This window comes from Paraburkholderia sp. RAU6.4a (assembly GCF_050435625.1).
Classification (GTDB): domain Bacteria; phylum Pseudomonadota; class Gammaproteobacteria; order Burkholderiales; family Burkholderiaceae; genus Paraburkholderia; species Paraburkholderia tuberum.
This window is the reverse complement of the sequence record NZ_JBNDKQ010000002.1, coordinates 463,025-479,901: the sequence shown is the minus strand read 5'-3', so window position 1 is coordinate 479,901 and position 16,877 is coordinate 463,025. Positions and strand designations below refer to the sequence as shown.

The window sequence follows — 16,877 nt, the reverse complement described above, 5'->3', positions numbered from 1 at the left end:
GTTCTAGACTGGCTCCCATATTCATCGGGTGCTTAACAGCACCGGTCCATGGGAGTCGTCATGCAGCAAGCCATCTCGAATCCGGCCGCTCCGGCCGGCTACAACGTCTGGCGGGGCACGCTCGCCGGGGCCAGCGCGAGCCTGATCGGCATCGGTCTCGCGCGCTTTGCCTATACGCCGCTTTTGCCGGCTATCATCGGCGCGCACTGGTTTCCCGCCTCGAGCGCGACCTATCTCGGCGCGGCGAACCTCGGCGGCTATCTGGCCGGCGCACTGCTGGCGGGCGCGATGGTACGCGTGGCGAAACCCGCCACCGTGCTGCGCGCGATGATGCTGCTCGCGACCATCGCCTTCGTGGCCTGCGCGGTGCCCGTGTCGTTCCTGTGGTTTTTCATCTGGCGCCTGGCCTCGGGGCTCTCGGGCGGCGCGTTGATGGTGCTCGCCGCACCCACGATCCTCGCGCACGTGCCGGCGGCGCGCCGGGGCTTCGCGAGCGGTGGCATCTTCACGGGGATCGGGCTCGGCATCGCGGCCTCGGGCACGATCGTGCCGATTCTGTTGCGTCAGGGGCTCACGTGGACGTGGCTCGGGCTCGCGGCCGTTTCGCTCGTGTTGACCGCCGTGGCGTGGAACGGCTGGCCCGAGCACGCGGCGCCCGCGCACGCCGGTGCTCATTCGCGCTTCGAAACAGCGCCTGCGTATCCCCGCGCCGGCCTGCGCGCGCTCTATGTCGAATATGGCCTGAACGCCGTGGGGCTCGTGCCGCACATGCTGTTCCTCGTCGATTTCGTGGCGCGCGGGCTGGGCCGCGGCGTCGATGCGGGCGCCGAGTTCTGGGTGCTGTACGGCTTGGGCGCGATCGTCGGGCCGCTCGCGGCAGGGCATCTCGCCGATCGCGCGGGTTTCGGCCGCGCGCTGCGCGTCGCGTATCTGGTGCAGGCCGCTGCGGTCGCGATTCTGGCCGCGGGCTTATTCGGGTCGACGGGGCTGATGGTCTCCGCATTTGTCGTGGGCGCGTTCACGCCGGGCATCGTGCCGCTGGCGCTCGGTCGCGTGAACGAGCTGCTCGCGCACCATCCGTCCGCCGTCAAGGACGCATGGAGCCGCGCGACGACGAGCTTCGCCGTGATGCAGGCGTTGGCGGCCTACGGTCTTTCGTTCGTATTCGCTTCGAGCGGCGGCAATTATCGCGCGCTCTACGCGATTGGCGCGGTGGCGCTTCTGCTCGCACTCGCCGTCGAGCTGTTTTCCGCGCGGAGCGCGAAATGAATACCACGCATTCTTCTGCACCGGCGGCGCTCGCGCGGCCGTATGCGCAGCACGACGCGCGGCCGCGCGGCTATGCGGAGCGCAACGTCCAGTACTGGCGTCGCAATCTCGTCGTCTGCGTGTTCGGCTCGTTCACGACGCTCGTGAGCCTGAGCATGCTGCTGCCGTTCCTGCCGCTCTATGTGCGGCAACTCGGTGTCGGTTCGCCGTCCGCGGTGATCCAGTGGTCGGGCATCGCCTTCGGCGCGACCTTCCTCGGCACCGCTCTTACCGCGCCACTGTGGGGGCGTCTGGCCGACCGTTTCGGCCGCAAACCCATGCTCGTTCGCGCGGCGATCGGTATGGCCCTGGTGATGTCGTTGATCGGCGTGGCGCACAATGTCTACGAACTGGTCGCGCTGCGTCTGATCGCAGGTCTGGTGGGCGGCTATGCATCGGCTTCCACGGTGATGGTGGGCACCCAGGCGCCGCGCGAGCGCGCGGGTTGGGCGCTCGGCATACTTTCGACGGGCGCGCTCGCGGGCAATCTGGTCGGGCCGCTCATCGGCGGCGTGCTGCCAGACTGGATCGGCGTTCGCGGCACGTTCTTCGCGGGCGGCGCGATGATCGCGGCGGCGGCGCTGCTCACCATCTTCGTGGTGAAGGAAGAGTTTCACCCGGATAGCGACGCGAAAGCTCATGCGCGCGGCACCGCCGACGCGCCCGCCCGACGCACCAATTACGCGGTGGTGGCCGCGCTGCTCGTGACCGCGATGATGGTGCTGCTCGCCAACATGTCGATCGAGCCGATCATCACCGTGTATATCGGCGGCCTTGGCGTGAATGCCACGCATCTTGCGCGCGTGGCCGGCGTGGTTATGGCATGCTCGGCGCTCGGAAGCATGCTGACGGCCGCGCGCCTCGGCGCGCTGGCCGACCGGTTCGGGAGCTGGCGCGTGATCGTTGTCTGCCTCGTGCTCACGGGGCTGGCGATGGTGCCGCAAGCCTTCGTCACGCACTGGTGGCAGCTCGCGGCTTTGCGCGTGCTGATGGGGATGACGCTCGCGGGCCTGTTGCCCTCGATCGGCAAGCTGGCGCGGCAATCGGTGGATGAAAGCAGGACCGGCCGCATGCTCGGTTATCTGCAATCGGCGCAATTCAGCGGCCAGGTGGTGGGACCGGTGATCGGCGGCGTGATCGGCGTTCATCTCGGGCTGCACGCGGTGTTCTTCGTGACCGGCGCGCTGCTGATCGCTTGCGGCGGCCTCGCGGGCTGGGCGCACCGCCGCGCTGGGGCCTGACATGCTGGCAAGCTGGCAAGCTGGCAGGCACATCGAATCGTTTAACGCATCCGGTGGGAAGGGAACATGAGCACACAAGCGGATAATCGCGCGTTACTGCGCACGCTCGGCATCGACAAGCCGATCATTCAGGCGCCCATGGCCGGCGTCACCACGCCGGCGCTGGCCGCCGCGGTGTCGAACGCGGGCGGCCTCGGCTCGCTCGGCGTTGCCGCGATGAACGCGGAGAACGCGCGCCGCGCGATCCAACAGACTCGCGAGCTAACGACGAAGCCTTTCAACATCAACGTGTTCTGCCATCGCCCGGCGACACCCGATGCGGCCGTCGAGCGTGCATGGCTCGACTGGCTCGAACCGGTGTTCCGGCAATACGGCGCGACGCCGCCGCAGGCGCTCTGCGAGATCTACACGAGCTTCGTCGCCGACACCGCGATGCAGGCGATGCTGCTCGCGGAGAAGCCGGCCGTCGTGAGCTTCCATTTCGGCTTGCCGCCCGATGCGGTGATCGCGCAACTGAAGCACGCGGGCATCCGTTTGCTGGCGAGCGCGACCAATCTCGACGAAGCGGCGGCGGCCGTCGAGGCGGGTGTCGATGCGATCGTCGCGCAGGGCATCGAAGCGGGCGGTCATCGCGGCGTGTTCGACACGACCGGGCGCGACGAACGCCTCGGCACGTTCGCGCTGACGCGCCTGCTCGCGAGCGAGTTCGACCTGCCCGTGATCGCGGCGGGCGGCATCATGGACGGCGCCGGCATCGCGGCCGCGCTCGCGCTGGGCGCGCAGGCTGCGCAATTGGGCACGGCGTTCGTCGCGTGCCCGGAAACCTCGATCGACGACGGCTATCGCCGCGCGCTGCTCAGCGATGCAGCACGCTCGACGACGTTCACGTCGGTCATTTCGGGGCGGCTCGCGCGCAGCATCGTCAATCGCTTCACCGCGCTCGGCGAGGACCCGCAAGCCCCGCGCACGCCGTCCTATCCGATCACCTATGACGCGGGCAAGGCGCTCAATGCAGCCGCCAAGGCCAAGGGTGAATTCGGCTACGGCGCGCAATGGGCGGGCCAGGCCGCGCCGCTTGCGCGCTCGTTGCCGGCCGGCGAACTGATGGCGCAACTGGAACGCGAAACGCGAGAAAGTATCGAGCGGTTGCAATCGGTGTGGAACTAGCAGTCCAGCTTCAATACCAGCGCACAGATGGAACACATCGGCACGCGTGGGCATGCGCGGGCCGATGTCCGATTAGCTTCCCGCCTCAGTTCCGCACCCCATGCATTCGGTCCAGCACGGCCGCGATCGACGGGTTCTCAAGCCAACAAAACAAAGGCGGACAGGCATGCAACGCAAATTCGACGATCTCCTGCTGGGCAGCATCGAGCTCTTCTGCCTCGCGGCGGAGCTGGGCAGCTTCACGCTGGCGGCCAACGCCGCGAGTGTCACACCGGCGGCGGTGAGCCGCTCGGTGGCGCGGCTCGAGGAACGGCTCGGCGTGCGCCTGTTCGTGCGCACTACACGCCAGATCCGTCTGACCGACGCGGGGCGGCGCTACTTCGAGCAGTGCCGGCAAGCCCTGTCGCAACTGATGGACGCCGAGCGCGAAGTGACGGGCGAGCAGACCACGCCGGCCGGCGTGCTGCGCATCAGCATGCCGACGCCGTATGGACACTATCGCGTGTTGCCGCTGCTGCCGGCGTTTCGCGAGCGCTATCCGCAAGTCCAGGTCGAGACGCACCTGAGCAATCGCAACATCGACTTTGCGGAACAAGGTTTCGATCTCGCGATACGCGGTCGCGCGCCGGCCGATTCAAATCTCGTCGCGCGCAAGCTCGAAGACGCGGAAATGGTCGTGGTGGCGGCGCCCGCCTATCTGAAGCGCGCGGGCGTGCCGAAAACCGTCGAGGACCTGCGGGCGCACGAGTGCATCCAGTTCGAACTGCCGAGCAGCGGGCGCCATCTCGCCTGGACCTTCGAGGGTTCGCCTGAAGATGGCGACGTGCTGACGCAGGGCAGCTATGGAACCTCGGGCGACGCGCTCGCCGGCGTGACGCTCGCGCGTGCCGGCGCGGGCCTGTTTCAGACGTATCGCTTCGTCGTGGAGGACGACCTCCGCGAAGGTCGGCTCGTGGAAGTGTTGCGCGAAGCGGGCGGACGCACGCGGCCATTCATCCTGCTTTATCCGCACGCGCGCTACCTGACCTCGCGCGTGCGGGCTTTCGTCGAATTTCTCGTCGAGCAGTTGGCCAAACCCGCTACGCCCGCGCCGAGCACGCGCGCGCATTGAGCGGCGCGCGCCGCTTCATCGCATGGCCCGCTCAGTGGCCGGCGCTCTGGCCGCCGTCCACATGCAGGATCTCGCCGGTCACGAACGGCGCCGAGTCGAGATAGAGGATCGCATTCACGATGTCGCTCATCTCGCCCATATGACCTACTGGATGCAATGCGCCAAGCGCCGCATGCGTTTCGGGCGCGTGCATCGGTGACTTGATGATGCCGGGCGAAACCGCGTTGGCGCGAATTCCGCGCTTCGCATACTCGATCGCGAGCGAGCGGGTCGCGGCGGCGAGGCCCCCCTTGGTCAGCGAGGTCAACACGGACGGTACGCCGTCAATCGCGTGATCCACGAGGCTCGTCGTGATGCTGACCACGTGCCCGCGCTCATGCTTCTCCATCTCGGCGATCGCGAACTGCGTGATGTGGAAGAAGCCCGCGAGATTGATGCCGGTGATCGTCGCGTAATCTTCCGCGGTGTATTGGGTGAACGGCTTGGCCACGAAAATGCCCGCATTGTTGACGAGCGTGTCGACACGACCGAAGCGCGCCACGGCCGTCTCGATCACCCGTCGAGCCGTGGCCGGATCGGCGATGTCACCGGCCACGGTGACGAGGTTGGGATCGTCGGACGGCTTGATGCCGCGCGATGTCGCGACCACGTTATGGCCGAGCTTGCGAAATGCCTTGACGGTTTCAGCACCGATGCCTTGCGATGCACCGGTGACCACGATGACTTTGGGAGACTGACTCATAGTGAACCTCGAAGTAGGTTGGATCAGCAATCTGTGATCGGACTGATGGCTCCAATGGCTACTAATTTATGCGGTCGTGCTCCGCTTTTGCACACAAGGCACGGACAAACAGTTGTGAGCCGCAGGAACAAGCGGTGAGTGATGGCGCGTAGCGGCAGTGGTCCTGTTGGTGTCGGCCGGTCTGTCGCGCGCATCCGCGTTCACGATGCCTGCGTTCGCGGGTCGTGATCGAATTCGAGTCTGATGCCGCCCGGCTCGTACACCATCGTGTGGCGTTTGGGCCCGCCGCCGAGGTCTTCGGGCGCGAATTCGACTTTGACGCCCGGCCAGGCGGACACGCGCGCGAAGATGTCCTGCAGTGCTGCCTCGCTGCCCACGCGCAGCGCAAGATGATGCAGTCCGACATGGACCTTGCGATCGAATTCGACGAGGCGGCTTGAATCGGTGACCTGCCAGAGCGTCACCACCACGTGTCCGTCCGACACGAACGCAGCCGGATAGGCAGGCCTTTCTCCCACCTGCTGCCAGCCCAGACACTTCACGAAGAAGTCGCGTGTGAGGTTCAGATCGCGGACGGTGAGTCCGACGTGATCGATACCCAGCGTAAGCGGTTTGTCAGTCATCCTTCTGTCACTCCTGAAGTGAGAGCGGGCAGCGCCCGAATCCGCGCCGGAAAGATTTTCGCCCCAAGGAATCGCGACAATAGTCGCCGGCAGTTCAATTCAGTTTTTACACCATGTAGCGCATACGGCGAGGAAATCCGCTTGCATCAATCTGCATAGTCAAATATATTAAAGTCAGATATCGAGGAGGCGACCGATGGATGATTCGATCAACGAAGACTTTGAGCGCACGCAGAAGCTGGTGTCCGTGCTGGGTCAGGCGCGTCAGCTGATTGCAAGCGAACTCGAGGCGGGGCTCGCGGATGCAGGACTGAATCTGCAGGAGCGCGGCGTTCTGCTTACGCTAGCGCGCGGGAGAGTGAAAACACCGGCCGCACTGTCGAAATTGGCGGGCGTCCACCCGGCTCGGATGACCCGAGTGCTGGACAAGCTCGAAAACAGCGGACTGATCGAGCGCGCCCGCAACGGCAGGGATCGTCGTCTCGTGGATGTGTCGTTGACGCAGGAAGGGCAGACCGTCGCCGCCCGGAACACACGGGTTATCCAGGGAGCATGGAGCGAGCGGCTTTCGCATTTCTCGAAGTCCGATTTCGACGCGTTGAGCCTGCTGCTTTCAAGACTGCTCGACCGCTGAGGCGGCATTTTTTTAACCATTTATCTGACATTGCAGATAATCGCCCGCGACTGACGGGCGCTTCGAACCGAGACGAGGACGCAACATGAATCCATCGAGCAACCCAGCCGCGCCGGCCCAGCTGACTGGCGCAAAATTTGCACTCGGCACGTTTGCGGTGGCGCTCGCCACCTTCATGAATGTGCTGGATTCGTCGATCGCCAACGTCGCGATTCCTACGCTCTCCGGCAACCTCGGTGTGTCGATCGACGAAGGCACATGGGTCATCACGCTGTTTGCCGCGGCCAACGCGGTGTCGATTCCGTTGACGGGGTGGCTCACGCAGCGCGTCGGCCAGGTCAAGCTGTTCGTCTGGGCAATCCTGCTGTTCGTGCTGTCATCGGCGGCGTGCGGTCTCGCTCCGAACCTGATGGTGCTGCTCGCCGCCCGCGTCGTGCAGGGCGCCGTGGCGGGGCCGCTGGTGCCGCTTTCTCAGGCTTTGCTGCTCGGCTCGTTTCCGAAGGAAAAAAGCTCGAGCGCGCTCGCGCTGTGGGCGATGACGGCGACGGTCGGGCCGATTGCGGGCCCGGCGCTCGGCGGCTGGATCACCGACAGCTACAGCTGGTCGTGGATCTTCTACATCAACGTGCCGGTCGGCCTGTTCGCCGCGGGCGCGATCTGGGCGATCTACCGCGACCGCGAGACGCCGGCCCGCAAGCTCCCGATCGACAAGGTCGGCCTGATCTCGCTGATCGCATGGGTCGCACCGCTGCAGATCATGCTCGACAAGGGCCGCGACCTCGACTGGTTCAGCTCGCCGGTGATCTGGGCGCTGACGATCGTCGCCGTGGTGAGCTTCCTGTTCTTCCTGATCTGGGAATTGACGGAGGAAAAGCCGATCGTCAACCTGCGGCTTTTCGCCAGACGTAACTTCCTCGGCGGCACGATTGCGATTTCGGTCGCCTACGCGATCTTCTTCGCCAACCTCGTGATCCTGCCGCAGTGGATTCAGGGCTTCCTCGGCTACCGAGCGGTGGACGCGGGGCTCGTGACCGCGCCGCTCGGCATTTTCGCCGTGATCCTCGCCCCGGTGATGGGCAAGATCATGCCGCGCTCGGACATGCGAGTGCTTGCCACGCTTGCGTTCGTCGGATTCGCCGGCGTGTTCTTCATGCGCTCGAACTACACGACCAGCGTCGACGCCTGGACGCTCGTGCTGCCCACCTTGCTGCAGGGCATTCCGACCGCGCTGTTCTTCACGCCGCTCACCGCGATCATCCTGTCGGGTCTGAAGCCGGAGGAGATTCCAGCGGCAGCGGGTCTGTCCAACTTCGTGCGCATTTTTGCGGGAGCGGTGGGCACGTCACTGATGAGCACCGCGTGGAACGACCGCACGATTCTGCACCATGCGCGACTTGCCGAACAATCGAGCGTGGACGATCCTGGCTTTACCGGCGCGATCGCGCACCTGCAGGCGGCGCTGGACGCGGGCGTTCCCAAGGCCACGGCCTTTTACGAAGCCTCGCTGAACGCGCAGGCGACGATGCTCGGCCTGAACGACATCTTCTGGATCTCGGCGGTGATCTTTGTCGTCATCATCCCGCTGATCTGGGTGACGAAGCCGGCCAAGGGTGGTGCCGCGGGCGCGGCAGCCGCCGGCGGACATTGAATCCAATTTGGCAACCCGGTTCGGACGGAAAATGAAACAGACCATCCTCTCCTTGACATTATCTGATAATGCAGATATTGTTCAAATCAACGAGGAGGACACCGCCATGGACCATTACACGACGAAGAACTTCATGCTTACGAACAGTATCGGCTTCAGGCTCGTCAAGGCCCGTAACGTCGTCGTCGCGGAAATGGACGCGGCGCTCAAGGACCTCGAAATCAACGGCCAGCAGATGGGCATCCTGCTTTCGCTGAAGCAGGGTGTGGCAACCACGCCTTTCGAGCTGTCGAAGCTGCTCGGAATCGACACCGGCCTGATGACGCGGATGCTGGACAAGCTGGAATCGAAGGGGCTGCTGGTACGATCGCGCGACCCGCAAGATCGCCGCGTGGTCAATCTGACCTTGACCGCGGAGGGGCAGAAAGTCGCCGCACGGATTCCGGAAGTCGCGCCGCATGTGTTGAACGCCCGCTTGCGCAAATTCACGAAGGCCGAGTTTGCCGAGCTGGACCGCCTGCTTCGCAAGTTCACAGGCGATTGAACGGCGCGGCCGTGTGCCGCGCTTTTTTTCACCATTAATCTGATTTGTCAGAAAATGAAAACGCAGACTTCTAGAGCAAACACCGTCGCCCGTTCGCTGAAGCTCGGTGTTTCGGTGATCTCCTTCGCGGTGCTGGCGGCATGTGCAAACTATGCGGGCATCCACAGCGACAAGCAGATCGATCAACCACGGCAGCTGGAAACGTCCCAGAGCCTCCCGCAAGAGCAGGGGCACTGGCCATCCGCCGACTGGGTCGACCAGTTCGGCGACGCGCAACTGAAAGCATTGATCGCCGAGGCACTGCAAGGTAGCCCGACGCTCGGCCAGGCGCGCGCGCGAGTCGAGCAGGCGCAAGCCTATAGCGAAACGGCGAAGGCGAACACGCTGCCGCGCGTCGATGCGTCGTACACGCTGACGCGCCAGCAGTACAGCAGCACCGCGTTGATTCCGCCGCCGTACGCCGGCTCCTGGCAGACGGAGAACAAGGGGCTGCTGAGCGCTTCTTACGATCTCGACCTGTGGGGCAAGAACCGCGAGGCGCTGCGCGCGGCTGTCTCGGAGGCGTCCGCGAGCGAGGCCGACGTGGAAGTCGTCAGGCTCACGCTCGACACCTCGATCGCCCGCACTTACAACGAGCTGGCGCGGCTCTACGCATTGCGCGACATCGCGCAGCAGGAAGTCGCGCGGCGCGAGCAGATCGACCGCATCACCGCGAGCCGCATCGCAAACGGCCTCGATACCGAAGTGGAGCGCAAGACGGCCGAGGCGAATCTGTTCACGAGCCGTGCGCGCGTCAGCGCGCTCGACGGCAGCATCCTGACCACCCGGTATCAACTGGCGGCGCTGCTTGGCAAGGGTCCCGACCGTGGACTCGCGATCACGCGGCCGACGCTCGGCGTCGGCGACGACGTGCGTCTGCCGGACAACCTGCCGGCTGATCTGCTGGGCCGCCGGCCCGACATCGTCGCGGCGCGCTGGCGCGTCGATGCGATCACGCACGAGGTGAAGGAAGCGAAGGCCGAGTTCTATCCCGACATCAACCTGAGCGCCGCGATCGGTTTCGACGCGTTCGGCTTCGGCCGCCTTTTGAGCGCCGCGAGTCGCACGGCCTCGGTGGGCTCGGCGATCCATCTGCCGATCTTCGATGGGGGTGAGTTGCGCGCGCAGTTGAAGGGCCGCTACGCCGAGTTCGACTATGCGGTGGCGACCTACAACCAGACGCTGATCGGCGCGCTGAGCGGCGTGGCCACGCAGATCGCGCAGATCCGCTCGAGCGACGCGCAGCTCGGCGATGCGCAGGCCGCGCAGCAGGCCGCGAGCGATGCCGATCGACTGGCGACCACGCAATACAAGGCCGGCCTCACCAACCAGCTGACCGTACTCAATGCCGACGTCACCGCGCTGAACGCCGACGAGGCGATCGCCAATCTGAAGATGAACCGCCGCGACCAGCAGATCGAGCTCGCGTCGGCGTTGGGCGGCGGCTATGTCGATACGTCGGCGAGCACCGTCCATCACGCCGACGTCGCCGCCGTCCCCACCAGTCAAGCCAATCCCGCGGTTGCCGCACGTTGAACGGCACGTCGCGAACCCTATCAGGAGAATTGCAATGAGCGATTCGATCACGACCGACCGCGAACTGGCGGATCAGGAAGACGAACAGAAGACCGGCGCGCAAGCGTCCGCCACGCCCCAAGGCGACAACAAGGCCACGCCCCCGGCACGCCGCAAGCGCCTGATCGCGCTGCTCGGCGCCACGGTCGTGGTCATGAGCGCGGCTTACGGCGCGTACTACTTCACCGAGGGCCGTTATCACCAGGAGACCGACGACGCGTACGTCAGCGGTAATCTCGTGCAACTGACGCCGCAGGTCACCGGCACGGTGATCGCCGTCAACACCGACGACACGCAGATCGTGAAGCAGGGCGACCCCGTCGTCACGCTCGATCCGGCCGATGCGAAACTTGCGCTCGCCGATGCCGAAGCGCAGCTCGGCCAGACCGTGCGACGCGTGAGCGGCCTGTATGTCAACAACGACTTCTACGCGGCGAACGTCGCTCAGCGCGAAGCGGATCTGGGCCGCGCCCGCGACGACCTGCATCGTCGCGAGGCCGTCGCGGACACGGGCGCCGTGTCCGCCGAAGACATCGCGCACGCCCGCGACGCGGTCAGCGTCGCGCGGGCAGCGCTCGACGCCGCGCGCCAGCAGGGCGAAGCCAACCACGCGCTGACCGACCGCACCACGGTCGAACAGCATCCGGACGTGCAGGCCGCCGCCGCGAAAGTGCGGACCGCGTGGCTCGCCTATGCGCGCGATACGTTGCCGGCTCCGGTGACCGGCTACGTCGCGCAGCGCCGGGTTCAGGTCGGCCAGCGCGTCGCGCCCGGCACGCCGCTGATGGCGATCGTGCCGCTCGACGGCGTATGGGTCGACGCGAACTTCAAGGAAGTGCAGCTCAAGCACATGCGGATCGGCCAGCGGGTCACGCTGACATCGGACGTCTACGGTAGCGGCGCGCGATATCACGGGCGTATCGAGGGCTTTTCGGCCGGCACCGGCAGCGCGTTCGCGACACTGCCGGCGCAGAACGCCACCGGCAACTGGATCAAGATCGTGCAGCGGCTGCCGGTTCGCATCGCGCTCGACCCGGCCGAGCTGGCCGCGCATCCGCTGCGTATCGGCCTGTCGATGGCGGTCGACGCCGACACGCGCGACGAATCCGGTTCGCAGTTGGGCGCGGCGCAGAACACGCGTTATCGCACCGATGTTTTCGCGCACTACGATGCGCAGGCCGACGCCGAGATCGACAAGATCATCAAGCAAAACGAAATGATCTCCCGCGCGATGGCCGCGCAACCGCAATCGCCATCGCCATCGCAATCGCAACGCGTGGCGTCGCACGAACACAAGGCAAATGCGGGTTGAAGCGCGTCGAGCGCAGCCTGTCGCGACACAGCGTGAAGCGGCAGGTCACCGAGGCGGGGCTCAACGGCCGAGCGCCGCCTCGTCCTCGGCCAATGCCGTCGGTACGGCCTCGCGCAGGAAATCCACGAAAGTCCTGATTTTGGCGTCCAGATACTGGCGCGACGCATGGACCGTGAAGGCCGTCAGTTTCTGCAGCCGATACTGCGGCAGCACGCGCACCAGTGCGCCGCTGTCGAGCGAGGGCAGCGCGCTCGACATCGGCAGCGCTCCGATACCCACCTCTTCGCGCAGCGCGACACCGAGCGCGTCAGGAAGGTTGATTTCGACCGCCGCCTTCGGAAGCTCGACCGTTTCACGGCCGTCGGGTCCGTCCAGATGCCAGCGATCGCGCGGGAAAATCGACATAACGAACTGTAGGCAAGTGTGACCCCGAATGTCCTGTACCGTGTGCGGCGTACCGCGCGCGTGCAGATAAGCGGGCGCTGCACAGAGCACGCTGTGGACCTCTCCGAGCCGATGCGAAACGAGCCCCGAGTCGGGCAGCTGCGTCGCACTCAATCGAAGCATCAGGTCGTAGCCATCGTCGAGAAGATCCGGCGTGCCTGACGATAACGTCAGCTCGACCGACACGGCAGGATAGCGCTCCTGATACCGGACCGCTGCCGGCACCAGACAGGTCGTGCCAAAGCCTGGCGACGCATGCACGCGCAGCCGCCCCGAGGGTCTGACTTGCGCATTGGCTGCCTCGGCTTCGGCCTCGTCGACAGAGGTGAGTATCTGTTGGCAGCGGTCCAGATATCGCTCGCCCGCCTCGGTCAGCGCGACGCGCCGGGTACTTCGGTGCAGCAGACGCGTGCGCAAATGCGTCTCGAGTTGCGCGACCGCCCGCGACGCGTTGGCTGTCGGAATGTTCAGGCGCGAGGCCGCTGCCGTGAAGCTTCCTTCTTCGGTGATGCGGACGAATATCCGCATCATGTTGAGCTTGTCCATTACAAATGCACGCGAACCTGTTCCGTAAATGTCCGTATCGCTTCTTCATTGCGCGACAGGAAAATCCATTGGCCGACTCGCTTCGGAACCAGAAGTCCCGCTTCGACGAGCACGGCGATATGCATTGATACCGTCGACTGGGCCAGACCGCTGCGTGCCTGGATGACGTGCACGGGTACGCCGCGGCCATGGTTGAGATAGCCGTTCGGAAAGGTCTCGGCGGGGGCTCTCAACCACGCGAGGATGTCGCGCCGCAGCGGATTCGCGAGAGCCTTGTGAATCAGGTTCGTGTCGATCATCAATTATTTCGTGTGTGCCCGGCGCTTCGTGCCGGCGGCGTCAGCAACGCCGTGGCGATCGTTCCCGCGGCATGTTCGCCGAGGTCTTCCCGCACCAGCGACAGGGCGAGATGGATGCCCGCACTCGCGCCGCCCGACGAGTACAGGTTGCCATCCTTCAGGCAGCCAAGATTCGACATCACATGGACCAGCGGATATTCGGCCGCGAGGCGGTCAGCGTCGCGCCAATGCGTGGTCAGCCAGCGGCGATCGGCGAGACCGGCTCTTGCAAGCAGAAACGCGCCGTTCGAAATGCAGGCGAGCCTGTGGGTCCTTGGTCCCGCATCGCTCAACCAGTTCACGAGTTTGCGATGCTCACGGGCAGAACCGACCACCGGGGAGCCAGGCACCACGACAATATCGAAGGGCGGGCGCGTATCGAACAGGCACTCGGTCGTACCCACGGCCGTCCCGTTCGACGAAAACACCGGCCCCGGCGACGGCCCGATCAGATGCGCCTCATAGAGGACGCCGCCATACAGGCGGTTGGCCTGATGAAACACATCCATCGGACCACTGACCTCGAGCAGCTGAAATCCCGCATAGAGCATCATCGCGACACGCATGCGCACTCAGCCGGTGAACGCTCGCGACACGAGCGCGGATTGTGTCGCCACATGCGCCGCATGCGATCCCGGCGCGGTCGATGCGCAAGCATCAGGTCCCGCGTACAGCAGCGTCGTGCCGGCAGGCAGAATCTCGCGTAGCAGCGGCTCGACGAAACTCCATGCGCCCTGATTGCGCGCTTGCTCCTGGCACCAGACCACGCTCTTCAGGTTCGGATAGCGAGCGAGCTCGGCGGCCAGTTGTTGCGCCGGAAACGGATAGAGCTGCTCGACGCGGATGATCGGGGTGTCGGTCATACCGGCGCTGCGGCGATGCGCGAGCAATTCGAAGTAGACCTTGCCGCTCGTCACGATCACACGCTCCACATCAGTCGCGCGCGACGCGTCGATCTGGGTGTCCGGCAGAACCTCCCGGAATTCGCCGTGACTCAACTCGTCGAACGTGCTGGTCGCTTCCGGGTGGCGCAGCAGCGACTTGGGCGTCATCACGACGAGCGGGCGCCGTTCAGAGGCGCGGGCCTGCATCAGCAGCAAATGGAACAGTTGCGCGGGCGTGGTCGGTTCCGCAACCCGCATATTGTTTTGCGCACTCAATTGCAGGTAGCGCTCGAGCCTCGCCGACGCGTGCTCGGGACCCTGGCCTTCCTGCCCGTGAGGCAGGAACAGCGTCAGGCCGCTGTGTTGTCCCCACTTGGCCGCGCCCGCCGCGATGAACTGGTCGATCACGACCTGCGCGCCATTGGCGAAATCACCGAATTGCGCTTCCCAGATCACCAGCGCATTGCGATTCACCGTCGAATAGCCATACTCGAATGCCAGCACGGCGGCCTCGGAGAGAATCGAGTTCGTCACGGTGAACCGGCCCTGGGTTGCGCCGAGATGATCGAGTGGAACATAGACCCCATCGGGACGATGTATCCGTGTCTGATCGTGCAGAACGGCGTGCCGGTGGTTGAACGTCCCGCGTGCGCTGTCCTGCCCGCTCAGTCGGATACCGACCCCGGCCGCGAGTAACGATGCGAATGCCAGATGTTCGCCCATGCCCCAGTCGAGCAGGCGTTTTCCGGATGCCATCTCCTGACGCCCGTTCATCATCTTCCTGACGAGCGCATGCAGCGTCAGGTCCGCGCGGACGGTCGAGATCCGCTGCGCGAGGCCGCGCAGATCGTCGGCCGACGGGGCGAGGTGGCGGGCCGGGCCGGTTTGCGCGGCTGAGCGCGAGCGCTCGCCGGCTTCCTCGTGTAGCGGCGAAGCATAGGAACCCACGGTCTCGTGCGCGCGCTCGAGAAGTTCGCGACGCGCGCTGACGTAGCGTTGCGCCTCGTCGGCCGTCAGCACGCCTTGCTGGATCAGCCGGTTCGCGTAGCGTGTCCTCACGCCCGGATGACCCGCGATCGAGCGATACATCAGCGGTTGTGTGATGCCGGGCGTGTCCTGTTCCTGATGCCCGTACCTGCGAAAGCAGACGAGATCGATCACGACGCTGCGCTTGAACTTGCTGCGATAGTCGAGGGCGAGCCGCGCCGCCATCGCGACCGCTTCAGGGTCGTCGCCATTGACGTGCAGGATCGGCGCCTCGATCATCTTCGCGACGTCCGTCGTATAGAACGACGAACGCGTGTCGCGCGGATCGGAAGTCGTAAAACCGATCTGGTTGTTGACGACGACGTGGACGGTGCCGCCCGTGCCGTGTCCGCGCGTGTAGGAAAGGCTCAGCGTTTCCATGACCACGCCCTGTCCACTCATCGCCGCGTCGCCGTGGATTTCGACCGGCAGCACGTCGTCGCCGTCGGCGCTGCCGGCGAGATCCGCCTTCGCGCGCGCCATGCCTTGCACGACCGGGTTGACGACTTCCAGATGCGACGGGTTGAACGCGAGCGTCACCTCGACCGGTCCGGCGTCGGTCTCGACCGAACTGGCAAAGCCCTTGTGATACTTGACATCGCCGGCCGTCAGTTTTTCGGCGTCCTTGCCGTCGAATTCGTCGAACAGCGCGCGCAGCGGCTTGCCGACGACATTCACGAGCACATTCAGGCGGCCGCGGTGCGCCATGCCCATCACGAGCGCGCGCAGCTTCTTCGACGCGCCATACCGGACCAGTTCGTCGAGCAGCACGATCAACGACTCGCCGCCTTCGAGCGAGAAGCGCGTTTGTCCGACATAGCGCGCGTGCAGGTGTTTTTCGAGCCCTTCGGCTGCGCTCAAACGCTCCAGCAGCCGCAGTTTCTCAGCGGCCTGCAGCGACGGCGTGGCGCGGGAGGATTCGAGCCGTAGCTGCCACCAGCGCCGCTGCTGCGCGTCGGCGAGGTGCATGAACTCGGCGCCGAGTGTGCCGGTGTACGTTTGCTCGAGCGCGGCAACGATATCCTTCAGCGTCGCGTCGTCCTCGAAGAGAAACGTGTCGGCGGTGCTGAACGTGGTCGACATGTCGGCGGCCGTCAGGCCGTAGTAGGCCGGCGTCAATTCGGCGTAGGAGCGTGGCGGCGTCCACGCCAGCGGGTCGAGATCGGCCACGCGCGTGCCGATCATCCGGAACGCGGCAATCAGCGTTTGCACCGCCACCTGCTTTCTCGCGAGGCCCAGCGCGTCGGCGGCCTCCTTGTTGGCCTGCTTATTGGGTTGCTTATTGGCCTGCTTATCGGGCTCGCTACCGGCTTCGTTGCTGGCCGCGACGACGGCACGCGGCGTTCGTTTAGCCAGCTCGACGAAGCTGGAGATCACCGGTGCGTGCGGCTGGTCGTCACGATCGCTGCCATCGATGGCGGGGGTGTCGCGCAACGCGTCGAACCACGTCCGCCACTCGGCTGTGACCGCATTCGGGTCAGCCAGGTAAAGTTCATATTGCTCTTCGACGTAGGGGGCGTTGCTCCCGAACAGGAAAGAGCTCTGACGTTCCTTCAACATGATGAATCTGCCCTTGCTCGCTGTGCGGCCGTGAGCCGGCCGCAACATATGGAGTGACGACTATCGTTGCTTGTAGCCACCCACCGAACAGCCAGGCATCGACGCGCGTCACAAGCGCCGTCCTTGGCGGGAGAC

At 65.3% G+C, this 16,877-nt stretch carries 15 protein-coding genes; 9 read left to right on the top strand and 6 right to left on the bottom strand.

Going from position 1 to position 16,877, the window contains the following annotated elements; genetic code table 11:
* Positions 1-60 precede the first annotated feature (60 nt).
* From OKW40_RS06960 to OKW40_RS06945, 4 genes are all read left to right on the top strand, one after another.
* Positions 61-1,269, top strand: a complete 1,209-nt coding sequence (locus OKW40_RS06960) for a YbfB/YjiJ family MFS transporter (RefSeq protein ID WP_429488912.1) — start codon at positions 61-63, stop codon at positions 1,267-1,269.
* Complete coding sequence (locus OKW40_RS06955; RefSeq protein ID WP_429488910.1) at positions 1,266-2,549, top strand: MFS transporter; 1,284 nt, start codon at positions 1,266-1,268, stop codon at positions 2,547-2,549. The genes OKW40_RS06960 and OKW40_RS06955 overlap by 4 nt, the downstream gene beginning before the upstream one ends.
* 66 nt (positions 2,550-2,615) lie before the next feature.
* Positions 2,616-3,716: an NAD(P)H-dependent flavin oxidoreductase gene (locus OKW40_RS06950; RefSeq protein ID WP_429488908.1), complete on the top strand. Its 1,101-nt coding sequence runs from the start codon at positions 2,616-2,618 to the stop codon at positions 3,714-3,716.
* A gap of 166 nt (positions 3,717-3,882) precedes the next feature.
* Complete coding sequence (locus OKW40_RS06945; RefSeq protein WP_429488906.1) at positions 3,883-4,827, top strand: LysR family transcriptional regulator; 945 nt, start codon at positions 3,883-3,885, stop codon at positions 4,825-4,827.
* A 31-nt stretch (positions 4,828-4,858) separates the two neighbouring features.
* Here the strand turns inward: OKW40_RS06945 and OKW40_RS06940 are convergent, their stop codons facing one another.
* Both OKW40_RS06940 and OKW40_RS06935 read right to left on the bottom strand, forming a co-directional pair.
* Positions 4,859-5,569: an SDR family NAD(P)-dependent oxidoreductase gene (locus tag OKW40_RS06940; protein WP_429488904.1), complete on the bottom strand. Its 711-nt coding sequence runs from the start codon at positions 5,567-5,569 to the stop codon at positions 4,859-4,861.
* A 200-nt stretch (positions 5,570-5,769) separates the two neighbouring features.
* Complete coding sequence (locus tag OKW40_RS06935) at positions 5,770-6,192, bottom strand: VOC family protein (RefSeq protein ID WP_429488902.1); 423 nt, start codon at positions 6,190-6,192, stop codon at positions 5,770-5,772.
* 196 nt (positions 6,193-6,388) lie between these two features.
* On the opposite strand from OKW40_RS06935, the gene OKW40_RS06930 reads away from it, so the two are divergent.
* From OKW40_RS06930 to OKW40_RS06910, 5 genes are all read left to right on the top strand, one after another.
* Positions 6,389-6,826: a MarR family winged helix-turn-helix transcriptional regulator gene (locus tag OKW40_RS06930; RefSeq protein WP_184043427.1), complete on the top strand. Its 438-nt coding sequence runs from the start codon at positions 6,389-6,391 to the stop codon at positions 6,824-6,826.
* Positions 6,827-6,911: 85 nt separating this feature from the next.
* Positions 6,912-8,474: a DHA2 family efflux MFS transporter permease subunit gene (locus OKW40_RS06925; protein ID WP_429488901.1), complete on the top strand. Its 1,563-nt coding sequence runs from the start codon at positions 6,912-6,914 to the stop codon at positions 8,472-8,474.
* A 106-nt stretch (positions 8,475-8,580) separates the two neighbouring features.
* The gene (locus tag OKW40_RS06920) at positions 8,581-9,018 is read left to right on the top strand and encodes a MarR family winged helix-turn-helix transcriptional regulator (protein ID WP_184067764.1); all 438 of its coding nucleotides are present in this window, start codon (positions 8,581-8,583) and stop codon (positions 9,016-9,018) included.
* Positions 9,019-9,072: 54 nt separating this feature from the next.
* Positions 9,073-10,593, top strand: a complete 1,521-nt coding sequence (locus OKW40_RS06915; RefSeq protein ID WP_429488899.1) for an efflux transporter outer membrane subunit — start codon at positions 9,073-9,075, stop codon at positions 10,591-10,593.
* 34 nt (positions 10,594-10,627) lie between these two features.
* Positions 10,628-11,944: an HlyD family efflux transporter periplasmic adaptor subunit gene (locus OKW40_RS06910; RefSeq protein ID WP_429488898.1), complete on the top strand. Its 1,317-nt coding sequence runs from the start codon at positions 10,628-10,630 to the stop codon at positions 11,942-11,944.
* Positions 11,945-12,004: 60 nt separating this feature from the next.
* On the opposite strand, the gene OKW40_RS06905 is transcribed toward OKW40_RS06910, so the two are convergent.
* The 4 genes from OKW40_RS06905 to OKW40_RS06890 are packed head-to-tail and all read right to left on the bottom strand — an operon-like array spanning position 12,005 to position 16,742.
* Positions 12,005-12,934, bottom strand: coding sequence for a LysR family transcriptional regulator (locus tag OKW40_RS06905; RefSeq protein WP_184067600.1), 930 nt, complete (start codon positions 12,932-12,934; stop codon positions 12,005-12,007).
* Complete coding sequence (locus OKW40_RS06900) at positions 12,934-13,233, bottom strand: ArsR/SmtB family transcription factor (protein ID WP_184067597.1); 300 nt, start codon at positions 13,231-13,233, stop codon at positions 12,934-12,936. Before OKW40_RS06900 ends, OKW40_RS06905 begins: the two co-directional genes overlap by 1 nt.
* Positions 13,233-13,838, bottom strand: coding sequence for a GlxA family transcriptional regulator (locus tag OKW40_RS06895; RefSeq protein WP_429488895.1), 606 nt, complete (start codon positions 13,836-13,838; stop codon positions 13,233-13,235). Before OKW40_RS06895 ends, OKW40_RS06900 begins: the two co-directional genes overlap by 1 nt.
* Before the next feature lie 6 nt (positions 13,839-13,844).
* Positions 13,845-16,742, bottom strand: coding sequence for a 2-oxoglutarate dehydrogenase E1 component (locus OKW40_RS06890; RefSeq protein ID WP_429488893.1), 2,898 nt, complete (start codon positions 16,740-16,742; stop codon positions 13,845-13,847).
* Positions 16,743-16,877 lie beyond the last annotated feature (135 nt).